Origin of the sequence: Rhodococcus sp. IEGM 1406 (genome assembly GCF_030056745.1) — a bacterium.
GTDB classification, from domain to species: domain Bacteria; phylum Actinomycetota; class Actinomycetes; order Mycobacteriales; family Mycobacteriaceae; genus Rhodococcus_F; species Rhodococcus_F erythropolis.
The window spans coordinates 308,269-323,150 of record NZ_JASHKO010000001.1; the positions used below are offsets into that span (position 1 = coordinate 308,269).

The 14,882-nt window shown below is 61.5% G+C and carries 17 protein-coding genes; 8 read left to right on the top strand and 9 right to left on the bottom strand.

What is annotated here, in order from left to right:
* The first annotated feature begins 4 nt into the window (after window positions 1-4).
* Window positions 5-799, top strand: coding sequence for a 2-phosphosulfolactate phosphatase (locus tag QM596_RS01450; protein ID WP_021333360.1), 795 nt, complete (start codon window positions 5-7; stop codon window positions 797-799).
* Here the strand turns inward: QM596_RS01450 and QM596_RS01455 are convergent.
* The 4 genes from QM596_RS01455 to QM596_RS01470 all read right to left on the bottom strand — a co-directional run bounded on the left by QM596_RS01455 (window position 754) and on the right by QM596_RS01470 (window position 3,954).
* Entirely contained in the window at window positions 754-1,545 is a 792-nt protein-coding gene (locus QM596_RS01455) for an ABC transporter permease (protein ID WP_070385050.1), read from the bottom strand. The genes QM596_RS01450 and QM596_RS01455 overlap by 46 nt on opposite strands.
* Complete coding sequence (locus QM596_RS01460) at window positions 1,542-2,483, bottom strand: ATP-binding cassette domain-containing protein (protein ID WP_070385049.1); 942 nt, start codon at window positions 2,481-2,483, stop codon at window positions 1,542-1,544. The genes QM596_RS01455 and QM596_RS01460 overlap by 4 nt, the downstream gene beginning before the upstream one ends.
* A gap of 14 nt (window positions 2,484-2,497) precedes the next feature.
* Window positions 2,498-3,373 (bottom strand): DUF4097 family beta strand repeat-containing protein, encoded by an 876-nt coding sequence (locus QM596_RS01465; protein ID WP_020909560.1) that lies wholly within the window; start codon window positions 3,371-3,373, stop codon window positions 2,498-2,500.
* Window positions 3,374-3,438: 65 nt separating this feature from the next.
* Complete coding sequence (locus tag QM596_RS01470; RefSeq protein WP_029256566.1) at window positions 3,439-3,954, bottom strand: toxin-antitoxin system HicB family antitoxin; 516 nt, start codon at window positions 3,952-3,954, stop codon at window positions 3,439-3,441.
* A 131-nt stretch (window positions 3,955-4,085) separates the two neighbouring features.
* Here QM596_RS01470 and QM596_RS01475 point away from each other — a divergent pair, with 131 nt between their 5' ends.
* Window positions 4,086-4,682 (top strand): CHAP domain-containing protein, encoded by a 597-nt coding sequence (locus QM596_RS01475; RefSeq protein WP_283307896.1) that lies wholly within the window; start codon window positions 4,086-4,088, stop codon window positions 4,680-4,682.
* Here QM596_RS01475 and QM596_RS01480 read toward each other — a convergent pair.
* A complete protein-coding gene (locus tag QM596_RS01480) occupies window positions 4,673-5,437 on the bottom strand; it encodes an acyl-[acyl-carrier-protein] thioesterase (protein WP_021345931.1) in 765 nt (254 codons plus the stop codon). The genes QM596_RS01475 and QM596_RS01480 overlap by 10 nt on opposite strands.
* 128 nt (window positions 5,438-5,565) lie before the next feature.
* On the opposite strand from QM596_RS01480, the gene QM596_RS01485 reads away from it, so the two are divergent.
* Together QM596_RS01485 and QM596_RS01490 are read left to right on the top strand one after the other, a co-directional pair.
* Window positions 5,566-5,910, top strand: a complete 345-nt coding sequence (locus QM596_RS01485) for an ArsR/SmtB family transcription factor (RefSeq protein WP_003943224.1) — start codon at window positions 5,566-5,568, stop codon at window positions 5,908-5,910.
* Window positions 5,901-6,581, top strand: coding sequence for a cation efflux transmembrane domain-containing protein (locus tag QM596_RS01490; protein WP_283307898.1), 681 nt, complete (start codon window positions 5,901-5,903; stop codon window positions 6,579-6,581). Before QM596_RS01485 ends, QM596_RS01490 begins: the two co-directional genes overlap by 10 nt.
* Before the next feature lie 54 nt (window positions 6,582-6,635).
* Here the strand turns inward: QM596_RS01490 and QM596_RS01495 are convergent, their stop codons facing one another.
* Complete coding sequence (locus QM596_RS01495; RefSeq protein ID WP_229756690.1) at window positions 6,636-7,109, bottom strand: SRPBCC family protein; 474 nt, start codon at window positions 7,107-7,109, stop codon at window positions 6,636-6,638.
* A 145-nt stretch (window positions 7,110-7,254) separates the two neighbouring features.
* Between QM596_RS01495 and QM596_RS01500 the strand changes: the two genes are divergently transcribed.
* Window positions 7,255-7,671: a DUF7144 family membrane protein gene (locus tag QM596_RS01500; RefSeq protein WP_283307900.1), complete on the top strand. Its 417-nt coding sequence runs from the start codon at window positions 7,255-7,257 to the stop codon at window positions 7,669-7,671.
* A 112-nt stretch (window positions 7,672-7,783) separates the two neighbouring features.
* On the opposite strand, the gene QM596_RS01505 is transcribed toward QM596_RS01500, so the two are convergent.
* On the bottom strand, window positions 7,784-7,996 hold the full coding sequence (locus QM596_RS01505; RefSeq protein ID WP_078377385.1) for a DUF8691 family protein: 213 nt from the start codon (window positions 7,994-7,996) through the stop codon (window positions 7,784-7,786).
* A gap of 257 nt (window positions 7,997-8,253) precedes the next feature.
* Between QM596_RS01505 and QM596_RS01510 the strand changes: the two genes are divergently transcribed.
* The 3 genes from QM596_RS01510 to QM596_RS01520 are packed head-to-tail and all read left to right on the top strand — an operon-like array spanning window position 8,254 to window position 11,339.
* Window positions 8,254-8,913, top strand: coding sequence for a GAP family protein (locus tag QM596_RS01510; protein ID WP_020971194.1), 660 nt, complete (start codon window positions 8,254-8,256; stop codon window positions 8,911-8,913).
* Between the two features lie 15 nt (window positions 8,914-8,928).
* A complete protein-coding gene (locus QM596_RS01515; protein WP_019745851.1) occupies window positions 8,929-9,642 on the top strand; it encodes a GAP family protein in 714 nt (237 codons plus the stop codon).
* Complete coding sequence (locus QM596_RS01520) at window positions 9,639-11,339, top strand: SulP family inorganic anion transporter (RefSeq protein WP_069145376.1); 1,701 nt, start codon at window positions 9,639-9,641, stop codon at window positions 11,337-11,339. The genes QM596_RS01515 and QM596_RS01520 overlap by 4 nt, the downstream gene beginning before the upstream one ends.
* On the opposite strand, the gene QM596_RS01525 is transcribed toward QM596_RS01520, so the two are convergent.
* Together QM596_RS01525 and QM596_RS01530 are read right to left on the bottom strand one after the other, a co-directional pair.
* On the bottom strand, window positions 11,331-12,152 hold the full coding sequence (locus QM596_RS01525) for a hypothetical protein (RefSeq protein WP_020909552.1): 822 nt from the start codon (window positions 12,150-12,152) through the stop codon (window positions 11,331-11,333). The two genes, QM596_RS01520 and QM596_RS01525, sit on opposite strands and share 9 nt — an antisense overlap.
* 14 nt (window positions 12,153-12,166) lie before the next feature.
* Window positions 12,167-14,881, bottom strand: a complete 2,715-nt coding sequence (locus tag QM596_RS01530) for a winged helix-turn-helix domain-containing protein (RefSeq protein WP_283307904.1) — start codon at window positions 14,879-14,881, stop codon at window positions 12,167-12,169.
* Window position 14,882 lies beyond the last annotated feature (1 nt).

Genomic DNA, 14,882 nt, shown 5'->3' on the forward strand with positions numbered 1-14,882 from the left:
TGCGATGAATCCGGAGCATCGCCAACTCGAGTACGGACTTCGATTCGACTGGGGCCTGCGCGGCGCCGAAGCAATTGCTGTCGGCGTCGATGTGGCAGTGGTGGTAGATGTCCTCTCGTTCACGACGACGCTGAGCGTCGCCGCCGACGCGGGAATCGACGTACTTCCCTTTTCCTGGAACGACGAGAGGGCGGTCGATTACGCGCGCGATGCCGATGCGGTTCTTGCAGTACGACGGAGTGTGGCCAGGGAGGGACAGATCAGTCTGTCTCCCAAGACGATTCGCGAGGCGGAGGTGCCGAGTCGGCTGGTACTGCCGTCGCCGAACGGGTCGACCATTGCGTTTGCGTTGGCGTCCGAGGTTGCGGTGTGTGTCGGCGCTTCATTGAGGAACGCTTCCGCTGTCGCTGATTGGATTGTGCACGAACATGGTCCGGGATCGCGGGTTGCGATAGTCGCATCCGGGGAGAAGTGGCCCGGTGGAGAGTTGCGTCCTGCAGTGGAGGATCTGTGGGGCGCCGGCGGGGTTGTCACGGCGTTGACCGCGGCTGGTTGGGAAGGTTCCCTGTCGCCCGAGGCACAGATGGCGGCGGATGCCTGGACAGCGGTGTCGGATTCGTACGAGGACCGCCTGCGGGACTGTGCCTCAGGACGCGAGTTGATCGTCATGGGGTTTCCACACGACGTCGCCATCGCCTCGGAACTCGACGACAGCGACACCGTACCTGTTCTCGAAGATCGTGTGTTTCGAGGTCAGCGCACCGGGCGTCGATTGAACAAACTCCGCGCCCAGAGGTAGGAGAGGAAGGTGATTGCGACGCACCATCCGATCGCGAGTATGGCGTTGTTCCCGATCGCTTCGCCGAGAAGAAGTCCTCGAAGAGTCTCGATGATCGGAGTGAACGGCTGATACTCGGCAAACCATCGCAAGACGGTCGGCATCGAGTCGGTGGGGACAAATCCGCTTCCCAGGAAAGGTAAGAGGATCAACACCATTGGAAGATTACTGGCCGTCTCGACGCTCTTGCTGACGAGGCCGAAGGCAACGGACAACCAGATCATCGCGATGGAGACCAGGATGAGTAGAGCAAACGCGGCGACCCACTCCACGAAGCCTGCAGTAGGCCGGAAGCCGACGGCTATCGCCACGGCGATGACTACAATGAGGCTCACGATCGTCTGAAGGAGACTGCCGAGAACGTGACCGGTCAGGACGGACGTGCGCGTGATCGCCATCGTGCGGAATCGTGCAATGATCCCCGCGGTCATATCGGTTGCGACGGAGATGGCAGTACCTTGTGCCGCTGATGCCACAGTCATCAGAATAATCGCCGGTGCAACGTAATTGACATACTCGGCTCGACCGCCACCGCCTGGGCCGAGGCCGTTCCCGAGCGTTCCGCCGAGCACGTAGACGAACAGCAGCAGGAAGACGACTGGCATCCCGACAAGCATCACCGTCATCGACGGATATCGAAGGATGTGTCGAATGCTGCGACGCAGCATGGTTTTCGAGTCCTGATAGGCAAGCGTCATGGTGGTCATCGCGCGTCGGTCCTTTCGGTGGCGGTCAGAGTCAGGAACACGTCGTCCAGGTCCGGTGTGTGCACGGAGAGTTCCTTGACGTCGATCGAGTGAGCGTCGAGTTGGTCGAGAAGAGAGCGCAGCGAGCGGACACCGCCGTCGCTGGGAACCTGCAGAACATACGCGGCATCGTCACGGGTAGACTCGTCGAAAACAGCAGCAGCAGAGTCGAGTTGGTCTCGATCGATGAAGTGAAGTCGAATGTGGCCGCCGGGGATGTGTCGTTTGAGTTCCGCTGCCGTACCTTGGGCGACTATCCGTCCCTGATCGAGGACGGCGATGTGGTCGGCCAGTTGATCGGCTTCCTCGAGGTACTGCGTCGTGAGGAAGATGGTGACACCGCCCTTGACCAACTCCCGGATGATCTGCCACATGGTGCGTCGACTCCGGGGATCGAGGCCGGTGGTGGGCTCGTCCAGGAAGATGATCTCCGGTCGTCCGATCAACGTCATTGCCAGGTCGAGCCGTCGGCGCATTCCGCCCGAGTACGTCGACGCGAGTTTGTCCGCGGAGCCCTGCAGATCGAACATCTCCAGGAGTTCGTCAGTGCGAGTGCGGCGTTCGTCCTTGCCGAGGTGGTGAAGATCGGCCATGAGGAGAAGGTTTTCCTCGCCGGACAGGTAGTCGTCTACCGCCGAGAATTGTCCGGTGACACCGATGCGCGAACGCACCGCGTCAGGATCGTCGGAAGGGTTGTACCCGGCGATGCGGATGTCGCCGCCGTCTGCGGGAACGAGGGTCGAGAGGATTTCCACGATGGTGGTCTTGCCGGCGCCGTTGGGGCCGAGGAGTGCAAAGACGGTTCCGCGGTCGACGGAGATGTCGATTCCGTCCAGTACCGTCTTGTCGTCGTAGGCCTTCTTCAGACCCGTCGCGGTGATGGCTGGTTTACGGGACATCAGCGTTCCTTTCGCTAGATCTTCTTGTTGGATTCTTCTCGGGGCTCCGAACGTCGAATGACGATGTCGCCGTAGCTGGTTTGTGCCCGGACGTCTACCCGGCGTTCGGTGGAAGCCGGACCGTGCGTGGCATTCATCTGGTTGTCGACACGGCCGAAGGACGTATGAGCGTCGAATCGTGCGGCGGTTCCGGATCGAACGCCGATATGGATTCGCCCGGCGGCCGTCTTGGCGGATACGACTCCACTCTCGATGGTCTCGAAACGGATGTCGCCGTTGGCGGTTGCGGCGCTCGCGTCGGATTCGGCGTGTTCGACGGCGACGCTTCCGTTGGCGGTCTTCGCCTTCAGCGCGCCGGTGATCGTGCCGATGTTGATGTCGCCGTTGGAATTCTTGACCTCCGCGTTGCCGTCGACGCGGCCGATGCGGATGCTTCCGGACCCGGTGCTCGTGTCGATGTCACCGGCCACATGCTCGACGATGATCGCTCCGGCGCCGGTGCTGACGTTGAGCGGTCCGGTGGTGTCCAGTGTGCAATCACCGGCCGAGACCTTCACGCGTGAGCGTCCGAGAGTGCCTTCGGCGCGAAGGCTGGCAACTGCTGCAGTGCCTTCGAGTTCCGAGCCGGAGGGAAGCTGAACGGCAATGTCGACAGATCCTGTCTTCCCGAAAATGCCGAGTCCGCGCTGTTTCGGAGTCTTGATCTGTAGCCGGCCACCTGCGAATTCGACGCGCGTTTGTTCGGCGACTCGAACGTCTACCTCGCGAGACGAGTTGCTGGGCAACACTTCCACGACAGTGTCGTTGCGGCTGCTCGCAGCGATCCGGATGTGTCCGACTGCCACGTCGAAGTTCAAGGTGATGGGGTCAGGTGTGCTGAATGTAGGCATGGTGATACTCCCGATGAGGTTGTCTCGGTTGGTGATAGAGGGTCGAGCGAAAGGTGAAGCCGGTGTCAGTGCACCCAGCCGCTGAAGCTTTCGGAGCCTTGGGACGTGCGCTGTCTCGGAGTGCTTCTGCTCATGCCGCCTTCCAGCGCAGTTGCAGCCGAGCGAACCAGCCACGCGTTCACGGAGATCCCGGCTTCCTTGGCCGCCGCCTCGATCCGGTCTTTGAGGTCTTGCCCCAGCCTCAGGTTGATTCGAGTCATCGAGGCGTCGTCGGACTCCGTGACGGGGCGCGGAGCCGGAGTCGGTTCCTCTTCGGCGGGGGCCGGAGCCGGTTCGCTGATGGCTGGTGCCACCACGAATTCGGGTTCGCGTCCCCGTAGGCGCAGGTCCACCGAGCCTGGGGCGAGGTCACGCGTGATCTCGGCGGCTGCCGCAGACAATGCGTCGAGAAGGGTGAGTCGCACTGCTGATTCCAGCGGTGCGGTCAAACGATCGGCGAGGGCCTTTGCGTCTTCTCCGCCTGCTTCGGCCGCCACCGCGAGTTCGTGGCGAAGGTTGTCTACGTACGGTGTCAAGTCCATGGCATCACTATGGCACCACTTTGGTGCCATAGCAATAGTTTGGTGGCACATTCGTGTGAGTTTGATGAGAAGTGCCAGGTCATCGGGGTGGTTGGCGTTTCGATTCTCGGCAGGCTGGCACACTCGTAAGGGTGAGTCCTGCCGAATCCAACCGTCGCCGCCGTATCTTGCTCTGGATTGCCGGGGTGCTCGGCGTCGTGATCGTGGTCGGGGCGGTTGTCGTCGCGGTCGCGCCTTCGCGGTATCTGCCCTGGGACACTGCCGAGTTCCCGACGGTCGACGCCAGTTCGGTGACTGCGGACCAGGCTCGAGTGCTCGAACTGCTGCAATCCGAGCACGAGCGGGACCGTCCGGGCACTTTCTATTCCGACGGTATCGACGAAGAATGGTGCGCCGATTTTGTCAGCTGGATCATGAGGGAAGCGGGTAGACCGTTGTCGAACCCGAACTCCGGAAGCTGGCGTATCCCGGGGGTGTACACCTTGCAGGAGTACTACCAGGGGATCGGCGCGTACGCCGAGAACGGCAGCGGGTACATCCCGAGCGTGGGTGATGTGGTGATCTACGACAGTTCGAGATGGGTAGGTCAGCACACCAACATCGTTGTGGCAGTGGACGGTGACTCGGCGATCACGGTCGGCGGCAACGAGTTCGGCAAGGTGCGAGTCCATGATCTTCACTGGCAATCCGACTCCGCCGTCGTGGGGTTCGGAAAACTTCACCCCTGATCGCTGTGGTTCGAGGTCAGGGCAAACCATCGAGCGGATGCACGTGCCTCGCCGCCGGCGTCGATGTGCAGCGTGTTCGTGCCGGTTCGCACGCTCACCTGCTCACCTCTCTTGATGGGCTGGGTGTACTCGAGGATCGCGCGAAAGGGTTCGCTTCGTAATTTTTCGGGCAGTGCATCTTCCACGGGTTGCCAGTAGATTGCGTTGTTCACGTGATCGAAAGGGTCGAAATCGCTCGAGCGCAACGGGAATGGAGAATCCACCTGATTGTCGGTGTCGGGGTCGATCCACCGACGCCAGTGAAGATGCTCGTCCACGGCCGTCGATGCCAGGGCAGCGGTGAACTTTTCACTGATGGTTGCCGGCATTCCGGTTTTCGGGTCGATGTTGATCCAGAATGCCTCGGTCTCGATCAATCCACCGCTGTCGGACCTGATCCGAACCCGCATCGAACACCACTTGCTGGAGAGTCCGGAACACCAGCGCTGCAGATGAACTCGATCCGGCCAGACGACGGGTTCGAGTACGTCGATCACCGTCCTTCGCACCATCCACAGCGGGTGTGTATCCATGGCGCCGCGGTCGACGAGATTGTCGAAGCCCGCGTCTTGGAGGTAGCGCGCGATCGCGTCGAGGCGCAGTTGCTTGTCGGTGTGGATGTCGCCCGTACGCACCGGCCAGGAGGCCTGGAAGATGCTGCCGGTTGTCGGTAGTTCGGCCATCGCTACGTGATCGTCGACTTTTGTACGGTTCATCGGATGTGGGCTCCCGGTGTTCGCTTACCCGGTCGGGTGGCTTCACGCTTGCGTTACCCGCTGGCAGGATCTTGAACCATCTGAGTTCACTGTTTTCTGAATACAGATTTCGATGTACTGTCGTATGTATGGATATCGAGGGCGTAGATGTGGTGACCAACGTGGCGGTGCTTGCGAGGTTCGGGCATGCCTTGTCCGACGAGACTCGGACACGGATACTGCTCGAACTGAAAACTGCCCCTCGGTACCCGTCCGACCTCGCTGAAACACTGGCTGTGACCAGGCAGAAGCTGTCCAATCATCTGGCCTGTCTGCGCGGTTGTGGCTTGGTAGTGGCCGTCCCGGAAGGGCGCCGGACCAGATACGAACTCGCCGACGCACATATCGGTCAGGCCCTCGACGACCTGCTCGGGGTCGTACTCGCGGTGGATCCGTCGTACTGCCCGGACAGTGAATCAGAAGGATGCTGCTGATGGTCGCGCCCGTTGACGGTGGCGGCCTCTCGACTGCCCGGCGTGCGCTCTTGTCGAGACGAATTCGCATCTTCGTGGCGATCACCATCAGCTACAACGTCGTCGAAGCGATCATCGCGCTGGCGGAGGGCACGCGGGTGTCGTCCGCAGCACTGTTCGGTTTCGGCCTCGATTCCGTGATCGAAGTGTCCTCGGCGGCAGCGGTTGCCTGGCAGTTCTCGGCCCCGGATCCGACGAGCCGTGAGAAGACGGCACTGCGAGTGATCGCATTCTCGTTCTTCGGGCTCGCTGCGTACGTCTCGTTCGACGCGATTCGGTCGCTGTTCGGTCTGGGTGAAGCGCAGCACACGAGCGTCGGAATAGTATTGGCTGCAGTGAGTTTGGCGATCATGCCGGCCCTGTCCTATGTGCAACGCCGAGCAGGTAGGGAGTTGGGTTCGCTTTCGGCGGTCGCGGATTCGAAGCAGACGCTGCTCTGCACCTACCTTTCTGCGGTCTTGCTGGTCGGTTTGCTGCTCAACTCGGTGCTCGGCTGGTCGTGGGCGGACCCGATTGCGGCACTGGTGATCGCCGTCATCGCAGTGAAGGAAGGCATCAACGCGTGGAAGGGTGATCCGTGCTGCCCGGTTGTGACGGTGCCCGAGAGCGGTGACGAGTGTGACTGCTGCTGAGTGAGCACAGGTTCAGTTGAGTGAACACCGTCTGCAGCGCGTCGGAGCGGGTGCTCACTCGATGAAAGGGGTGCCACCTTCTGCGCGGGTCTTGATGTGCGCCGCGCGTTGCTCGAGAAGACGGCGCAGATACGGGCCGACAGCCAACCTCAGTGCCAGGTGTCCGAGCGCGCCGAAAGGGGCCGTAACCGTGAAGCGGTCATGCATCCGCGTCCACCCACCCGGCTGATCGTCGAAGACGTGCTCGTGTTGCATTGCGGCAAACGGGCCGCGGACCTGCTCGTCTGTGAACGAGTACGGACGGTTGTACTGCGTGATTCGGCTTGTCATCGAGAATCTCCACCCGAAATGCCGAGCAGTGAACGACACCTCGTCGCCCTCTCCCAGCGTCGATCTACCCGTACTCGTGACTGCCACCTCATCTGTTGCGTGGAGCGAGGCGGAGTGTTCGTCCATGTCGAGTTCGAGATCGAAGATCACTGCCGGTGGAGCGTAGATATCGGTGATCACGACCACGGTGTGTTGCACAGTGCCAGTTTGCCAATGTTGGTTTGCGACGCCGGCAAGCGGGTACGGGTCGGTGACCTGCGGTTCATCCGCGACGGGTGATGTTTTCGCTTCCCAGCCCCTCGAGACTGAGTATGGGAAGTGCATTCTGTCGAAAGGAACGCTGATGACTGCTCCACCGCGGGAACCCGCGAATCACCCTGTCCGGCAGGGTTTCGCGGTAGGTACGACGTTTGCAGCAGCAATTCTGCTGCTCACCGCAGGCATTGTCGCTCTGCTTCAGGGCATTGCGGCGGTCGCCGACAACAATCTGTTTGTCGTGGGTATCAACTACACGTACAAGTTCGACATCACGACGTGGGGCTGGATCCACATCATCTTGGGCATCATCGGAATCGTGGTGGCTCTCGGCCTCTTCACCGGTGCAGTGTGGGCCAGGGCGGCGGCAATAGTTATTGCGTCGCTCTCGATCATCGCCAACTTCTTGTGGATGCCGTACTACCCGCTGTGGTCGATCCTGGTCATCGCGCTCGACGTCGTTGTGATCTGGGCCGTCGCGACCTGGGACACAGTCAGAGTCTAGGCGCCGAACGACTCGAGAGCAGTTGGTCCCGACCGAATCGACTCGGTCGGGACCATCGCTCGTGCGCGGGGGACGACCCGACGGAGGGGCGGATCGGATCATTCTGTTCGGATCAGTCTGGGAGCCTTCGCAGTTCGGCAACGGTCAAGCCGAGGGAATCGAGGCGGGCCATGATGCTTCGCATAGCAGTGTGATCCGCGACGGGCCCGTACAAACTGGTGAATCCGCCGGCGGCACTGGCAACGCTGAGTTCGGGAAACGCCGCTTTGACGCGGTCCGACACTTCGCCGTCGATGAGGAATTGATACCGAGTGGGAGCATTCATCAGTGTCCGCTCCATTTCGTAGGGCCATGAGGTTCGGTCAGTACCGCGTCGAGCCTCGAAATCACGTGTCGTCAGGGGCAATCGGCGTCGCCGCTCGATCCAGGACTCCGTATCCGTGAGATCCAGTCTTGCTCCCACACGCTTCCGAGGCGTCATCCCCAACGGGTGAATGTCATCGCGGCTCCATTCATCCCTTTTGTGTGAGGCTGCGAAAGAACGTCACCCCTAGTGTCGACCGGGAGAGAGAAGAGGTCGGCATGGGATCTGTCATCGGGGATCTTCTACCCTTAGCGGTCGGTGTTGCGGTATCGCCCATCCCGATCATCGCGGCGATCTTGATGTTGTTGTCCAAGCGAGCCGGTAGCACCAGCGTCGGATTCGCCCTGGGCTGGATACTCGGAATAGTTGTCGCCACTGTGATCTTCGTGCTCCTGTCCAGCAAGCTCGGCGACTCCGAAGGCGATCCCTCTGCGACGGTGTCGTGGATCAAGCTGGCGTTGGGTGTGTTGCTACTTGCGTTCGGAGTGAAGCAATGGCGTGGGCGCGGTGGCGAGCATGAAACCCCGAAGTGGATGCAAGCCATCGACGACATGACCGCTGCCAAGGGCATCGGCTTGGGCTTCGCGCTGGCAGCGATCAATCCGAAGAATCTGATGATGTGTATCGCGGCTGGAATCTCGATCGGCTCTGCGTCATTGGGCTCCGGTGAAGTAGTCGTCGCGGTTCTGGTTTTCACCGTCATCGCTGCCTCGACAGTGTGCGTGCCCGTGATCGGTTACCTCGTTGCCGCGGAGCGACTGCGCGGTCCGCTGGCCAAGCTGAAGGTGTGGTTGCAGGACAACAACGCCACTGTGATGAGTGTGTTGATCCTGGTTATCGGTGTTGTTCTCATCGGTAAGGGCATCGGCGGTCTCTGACAACGGGAGGTAGTTATGGGATCGCTGCTACTGCAACAGATCCCGCTGGCACTCGGTATCATCATGAGCCCGCTGGCGGTTGTCGCCGTTGTCGCCGTGCTCTTTTCCGAACGAGCGCGTCTCAACAGCATCGCGTATCTGATCGGGTGGTATCTCGGAATAGTTGTCGCCCTGGCCGGGTCGTACATCATCTTGACCGCACTCCAAGTTCATCAGAGAACACACCCACCCCTGTGGGTGCCCATCCTCCACCTCGTTCTCGGCGTGACGTTGCTCGCGGGTGCCTGGTTCGTCTACACGCGTAGTCGGCGCGGAGTACAGGCGATGGCGGCTGCAGTGGCTCCGGGAGATGTTGTCGCGGCCGCGCCTCAACTGCCGAAAATGCTCCAGTCGGTGGAACACTTCCAGCCGATGCGATCGGGTGTACTCGGGTTCGCGCTGTTCGTTCTCAATCCCATCGACATGTCCTGTGCGATTGCCGCTGCCATGAACTTTCGCCTCAGCACCGTGGCGCCGACGTCGCAGATCGTCTCGGCCGTGATCTTTTCTCTGGTGTCCGTGACCTCGGTCGCCGTGCCGGTCGCCCTTCTCCTGATCAAGAAGGAGGAGGCCACCGAACCGCTGCAGAAGATCCGCACCTGGATAGCCACCAACACGCACTTGCTGAACGTCGGGCTCCTCGTCCTGATCGCGGCGATGCAGATCAGTAAAGGGGTGCAAGGGCTATGAGTGCTCCGCACACACGGACGTGGTGGGTCTTCGGATCACTGTCCGACTATCAGCGAGGCTGGCTTCGCCCAGACATCATCGCGGGCCTCACGGTGTGGGCTGTCCTTGTCCCGGAAGCGCTCGCGTACGCCACCATCGCCGGAGTTCCGCCGGTGGTCGGGCTCTACGCTGCAGTTCCGTCACTGATTCTGTATGCAGCAGCTGGTAGTTCGCGGCATCTGATCGTCGGACCGATGTCGGCCACTGCCGCGTTGTCCGCAGCGATGATCGCTCCACTGGCGTCAGGAGACGACACCAGATTTGTCGCGTTGTCGGTCGGGCTCGCGATCGTGACCGGACTCGTCGGATTGCTCGCAGGGTTCATGCGCCTCGGATTCATCGCATCCTTCATCTCCGAGCCGGTTCTCAAGGGATTCATAGTCGGTTTGGCGCTCACGATCATCATCGGTCAAGTACCCAAACTCCTGGGCGTGGACAAGGGCGAGGGGAACTTCTTCGTCCAGGCGTGGACGGTGATCAAGGAACTTGGCGAGGTCGACGGTCCGACGGTGGTCATCGGATTGCTCAGCTTGGCAATGGTTCTGGGAGTCAAGCGATGGCTCCCGCTGGTGCCAGGTTCGCTTCTGGTTGTGCTACTGGGGATTACCGCAGTGGCGCTGTTCGGACTCGATGACCGTGGCATCGACATCGTGGGACACATCGATTCGGGCTTGCCGACTATGGGCCTGCCGAGTGGAGTAGGAGCCGAGGACTACCTCGACCTAGTGGGGCCGGCCGTCGGTGTTCTACTCATCGGGTTCGCCGAAGGTCTCGGCGCTGCAAAGACATACGCGGCGAAGGCCGGATACACGATCGACGCCAATCGGGAACTGGTAGGACTGGGGGCCGCCAATCTCGGATCGGGCATCTGCTCGGGAATGGTGGTCAACGGCAGCCTCTCGAAGACGGCTGTCAACGGGGGAGCGGGTGCCAAATCACAGGTCAGCGGGTTGGTGGTCGCCGCATTGACGCTGCTGACACTGCTGTTCCTGACTGGGTTGTTCGAGAAACTACCGGAAGCGACACTATCGGCGGTGGTCATCGCCGCAGTGATCGAACTAGTGGATTTCTCTTCTCTCGCAGCGCTGTACCGGGTCTGGACGAAGCGATTGGGCAGCATCTACGGGCACGCCGCTCGGGCCGATTTCGCCGCCGCTGTCGCGGCGATGTTCGGAGTTCTCCTGTTCGATACCTTGCCCGGTCTGATCATCGGAATTGTCGTCTCGATGCTGCTGCTCCTGTATCGAGTCTCCAAACCGCACGTGGCCGCTCTGGCCAAGGACGGCACGCGTTGGGTCGACACGAGCAGCCATCCTGATCTGAGGAGACTCGACGGCGTCGTGGTGGTCAGGGTCGAATCCGGACTCTTCTTCGCGAATGCCGATCACGTGCGTGATCAGATCACCGGCATGGTGACCACCGGGACCACGACGGTCATTCTCGACGCCGAGACTTCACCGTTCATCGACGTCAGCGCGGCCCAGATGTTGGCTCAGCTTCGAGATTCGTTGGCTCGCAAGAATGTGAGCTTCCGGGTGGCCCGCGACATCGGTCAGTTCCGCGATGTCTTGTCCGGGGCTGACGAGGGTGCGCTGAAGGTCGACGTCTATCCGACCGTCTCGCAGGCCCTCGAGGGTCGGGACAACACTTCAGCGTGAGGTCCGCAGCCAGATTCCCAGTGGCCCCGCATCTTTTGCGACCGATCCGACGATCGACGACGCGACCACCACGATGGCAGAGAAGATGAACAGCCACCCGATCACGGTGAACATCACGCCGAGAAGGCCGAACTCGTCCTGAGACGTCTTGGTCATCCGCGGCAGAAACAGAGTGCCGGCCACGTGCAGTCCGGTCAGACCCGTCGCAGTGAGCAAGCCGGACCCGACACACATACGAGTGGTCATGCGATTGGCGGTCAACAGCATGGGCACGGCAGTCCAGACCAGTGCCCACACTGCGTAGACCGCAACAAATTCCAGGAGACTGCCCACTCTCGGAACGGCATTCAGTTCGCGGCACAGCGCAGCACCGACCACTGACGCGGCGACGACGAACACGACCGCGATCCACCGCCATGCCTGGCGAAGTGTCGCTGTCGGCACACTCCAGATTCGTCCGTACATCCGGCCAAGGGCGCGAGCGTAGGACGTGGAACTGATCAACAGCATGAGCAGGCCGACAATGCCGAACGCGGCCGCAGTGGAGGTGTCGGTCATCACGGCGTCGGGAAGCTGCACCCCGAGGTCGTCTCTGGCGACATCGGCCAAGGGCTTCAACTTTTCCAGGGTGGACGCTGCGATCATCACCGGCAGCAAGGACGTGAACGCCTGGGCTGCCAAAGTCATGGCGCTGTCGACGAGTCCGACTTCGAAGACGTCGATCGTCGCGTCGGTAGCCAACCGTCGGCTTGGTGTGCGTCTCGCCCAGACGGTCATTCGATCGCGCGTATCGGAGTACAGCTTCGGGGGCATGGAAGCAGTCTTGCTCAGATGAGTCCGCCGCGACGCGCAGCCTTGAGTGCGTCGCGTCGGTTACTTACTTCCAACTTCCGATAGATCCCGCGTAGATGCGTCTTGATGGTGTTGACGGACAGGAACAGCGTGTCGGCGATCGACTCGGTGGTGTCTCCCGAGGCCAGTTCGCGCAGCACGGTGTATTCGCCCGGTGTGAGGATCGGTGCACTCACCAGCTCTTGTGGACGAATGCGGTTGCGTACCTGTTCGGCAAAAGCCTCCTGATCGCCGAAGTGCCCACTGAACTCGTCGAAGATCGGACGCAGTGACGCGCCGTAGTCGAGGAAAGGTCGCAACAGCCCACCGGTTTCTGCGGCTCGCAGGGCTTTGTGCAGCGAACGAAACGACTTGCGCTCGTGACCGGTGGCAGCGTGGATCCCAGCCTCGAGTGTCCAGGCGTAGACGGTGTGGGCGAGCACAGGCTCTTCGGTGGATCCGAGGGCTTCGGAAACCTCGACGAGTGCTTCTGCGAACTTGTTGGACGAGAAAGCCACGGCAGCTCGCGCCAGGTGTATCTCGGAAGTCTCGCCGAACTGATCAGCCGCATCGCGCACGAGTCGGCCCGCCCATTCCACTTCGCCGACCGACAGGCATGCGTTCACGACCGGTGGGAGTAGGGCAAGAGTCGCCAATGAGAAGGTGCGCAGTGCGATCGCGCTGAGCATCGCATCGCGGACGTCGGCAGCGGTCGACCGTCGATCGGCCGCGTCGCCGAGACTGTGGAGCCCGAACGTGACGACGGTGTGCCACCCGAATGCCGGGACGCTGGCGCCGAGAACATCTGTGCTCCGGTAGTTTCCGATAGTCGGTATGCGGTACGGAAGTTCGCTGGTGGCGCAGAGATATGCAGCGAAGGCCACCACGGACGCGGACAACTCGTACTCCGCCGTCGTTGTGATTCGGTGTTCGACCGCGTAGTCGATGGCGTAGGTGGAGTGTGCCCTCATCGCCTCGATGTCCCCGCTGAGTGAGGCGACAAATCCTAGCCCGGTCAGTGCCTTCAGTACGAATCGCGACCTGCCTCGTAGTGTTCCGAGCGCGACCGCCTGGGTGTATTCGACAGTTGCCCTGTCGAACTCGCGTTTGAGTAGGAGGGCCGTCGCTACCTCGAGGTGAGCGTAGGCTTCGACATCCGAGTGAGTGCTGTTCTGGCGCCGCACCAGGCGCGAAACCAATGGTTTGTTGTCGGAAGTTGGCGAAGCGCAGGAGATTTCCAGACTCATCGCCAGGAACAGTGGCTCGTCCGCAATAGGCGGATGAGTTGCCTCGAGAAGGTCGAGGCACGTTGTCGCAGAGGTCATGTCACCGGAATGGAGGGCGGCCGCAGCCAGGACCAGGCGGGTGATCGGAGATTCGGAGACCTGCGTCGGTGCGGATTCGAGCACTCGGACGACGTCTCCGCTGTGCCCGTCGAGTACGAGGCCCAGTCCGCAGCGCGCGAGAAAAGCGAGGATGCGGCACGGGTCGCCGATCGACACCTCGAGTTCGAGCGCCTCGAGTTCGAAGTGACGACTCTCGAACCAGGTTGCTGCTCGAAGGTGCGCGCGATTTCTCTCCTCGTGATCGACCCGACGGAACTCTGCGCGGAGGTGTTCGAGGAGAAGGGGGTGGTAGCTGAACCACGTGGTGTGGTCAGCGGAGTCGGTCCGCGTCACGGGGAAGTTGTATTGAATCAGAGCGTCGATCTCGGACCGCGCATTCGAATCGGTCAACGTTTCTGCGAGTTGAGCAGAGAACGAATCGACGACGGATGTCCGCAACATGAATGTCGTGACATGCTCGGGCAAGGATGTCAGGACCTCGTCGACGAGGAAGTCGGCGATCGGGCGCGGCGTATGGGTGAACTCGTTCAATGCATCACCGATGTCGCTCCGGCCTGCCAGGAACGCTGCGGTCAGGCGAACAACAGCGCCCCACCCCTTGGTGAAGTTCTCGACGATTGCGAGCTCGTCGTCGCCGAGGGCGATGTCGTATTCGCCGAACATCGCAGTGATCTCGGTGCGGTCGAAGGCGAGATCGGTGGATGCGAAGCGAGTGAGTCGGCCATCGAGCGCGAGACGATGCCAGGTGAGCGGAGGTTCGTATCGAGCAGCGACGATGATCGACAGATTGTCCGGGGTGTGCGTGAGTATCTGGTCGAGAAGACCGATCGACATCGGATCGTGAAGTGTGTGAACGTCGTCGAGGATCAGCGTCGTTCGGCGATCGTGAGCTTCGACGGTTTCCGCGAAGTGCGCGAGCCACTGTTCGACGGGTCGTCTCGATCCCGCCTGTGCCGGGAACCCTTGGCCGGTGGGCGCGTGACCGGCCGGGTCGAGAGGCGTCGAGATGGCCTCGGCGAGGGATTCGCACAGCACCGACACGTTGTTGTCGCGCTCGGCCAACGTCAGCCAGGCGAGGTCCACGTCAGGGGACGCCCGCGAATACTCACGAGCCCAATTCGCCAGCAGCAGGGTCTTTCCCGCTCCGGCCGGTGCAGAAAGCAGCCCGACGGACCCGGGTCCCGAGCCCTCGGTAGTGGTGGACGCGGTGAGTTTCTGGTGCAACCGGGGACGTGGAACCAGTCCCTTGATTGCAGAGGGCGGGTGAAAGCGCCCGCTGACAGGCGCGTCCGACGCGTGAGTGTGCCCGACGCGGTGAGACGCGTCGAGCGTCACTGCAGCGGCATCACGAAATGGGCTGCTCATC

Coding starts and splice junctions, on each gene's coding strand:
- QM596_RS01450 (WP_021333360.1), top strand. CDS start 5: ATGAATCCGGAGCATCGCCAACTCGAGTACGGACTTCGATTCGACTGG.
- QM596_RS01455 (WP_070385050.1), bottom strand. CDS start 1,545: ATGACCACCATGACGCTTGCCTATCAGGACTCGAAAACCATGCTGCGT.
- QM596_RS01460 (WP_070385049.1), bottom strand. CDS start 2,483: ATGTCCCGTAAACCAGCCATCACCGCGACGGGTCTGAAGAAGGCCTAC.
- QM596_RS01465 (WP_020909560.1), bottom strand. CDS start 3,373: ATGCCTACATTCAGCACACCTGACCCCATCACCTTGAACTTCGACGTG.
- QM596_RS01470 (WP_029256566.1), bottom strand. CDS start 3,954: ATGGACTTGACACCGTACGTAGACAACCTTCGCCACGAACTCGCGGTG.
- QM596_RS01480 (WP_021345931.1), bottom strand. CDS start 5,437: ATGAACCGTACAAAAGTCGACGATCACGTAGCGATGGCCGAACTACCG.
- QM596_RS01485 (WP_003943224.1), top strand. CDS start 5,566: ATGGATATCGAGGGCGTAGATGTGGTGACCAACGTGGCGGTGCTTGCG.
- QM596_RS01490 (WP_283307898.1), top strand. CDS start 5,901: ATGCTGCTGATGGTCGCGCCCGTTGACGGTGGCGGCCTCTCGACTGCC.
- QM596_RS01500 (WP_283307900.1), top strand. CDS start 7,255: ATGACTGCTCCACCGCGGGAACCCGCGAATCACCCTGTCCGGCAGGGT.
- QM596_RS01505 (WP_078377385.1), bottom strand. CDS start 7,996: ATGAATGCTCCCACTCGGTATCAATTCCTCATCGACGGCGAAGTGTCG.
- QM596_RS01510 (WP_020971194.1), top strand. CDS start 8,254: ATGGGATCTGTCATCGGGGATCTTCTACCCTTAGCGGTCGGTGTTGCG.
- QM596_RS01515 (WP_019745851.1), top strand. CDS start 8,929: ATGGGATCGCTGCTACTGCAACAGATCCCGCTGGCACTCGGTATCATC.
- QM596_RS01520 (WP_069145376.1), top strand. CDS start 9,639: ATGAGTGCTCCGCACACACGGACGTGGTGGGTCTTCGGATCACTGTCC.
- QM596_RS01525 (WP_020909552.1), bottom strand. CDS start 12,152: ATGCCCCCGAAGCTGTACTCCGATACGCGCGATCGAATGACCGTCTGG.
- QM596_RS01530 (WP_283307904.1), bottom strand. CDS start 14,881: ATGAGCAGCCCATTTCGTGATGCCGCTGCAGTGACGCTCGACGCGTCT.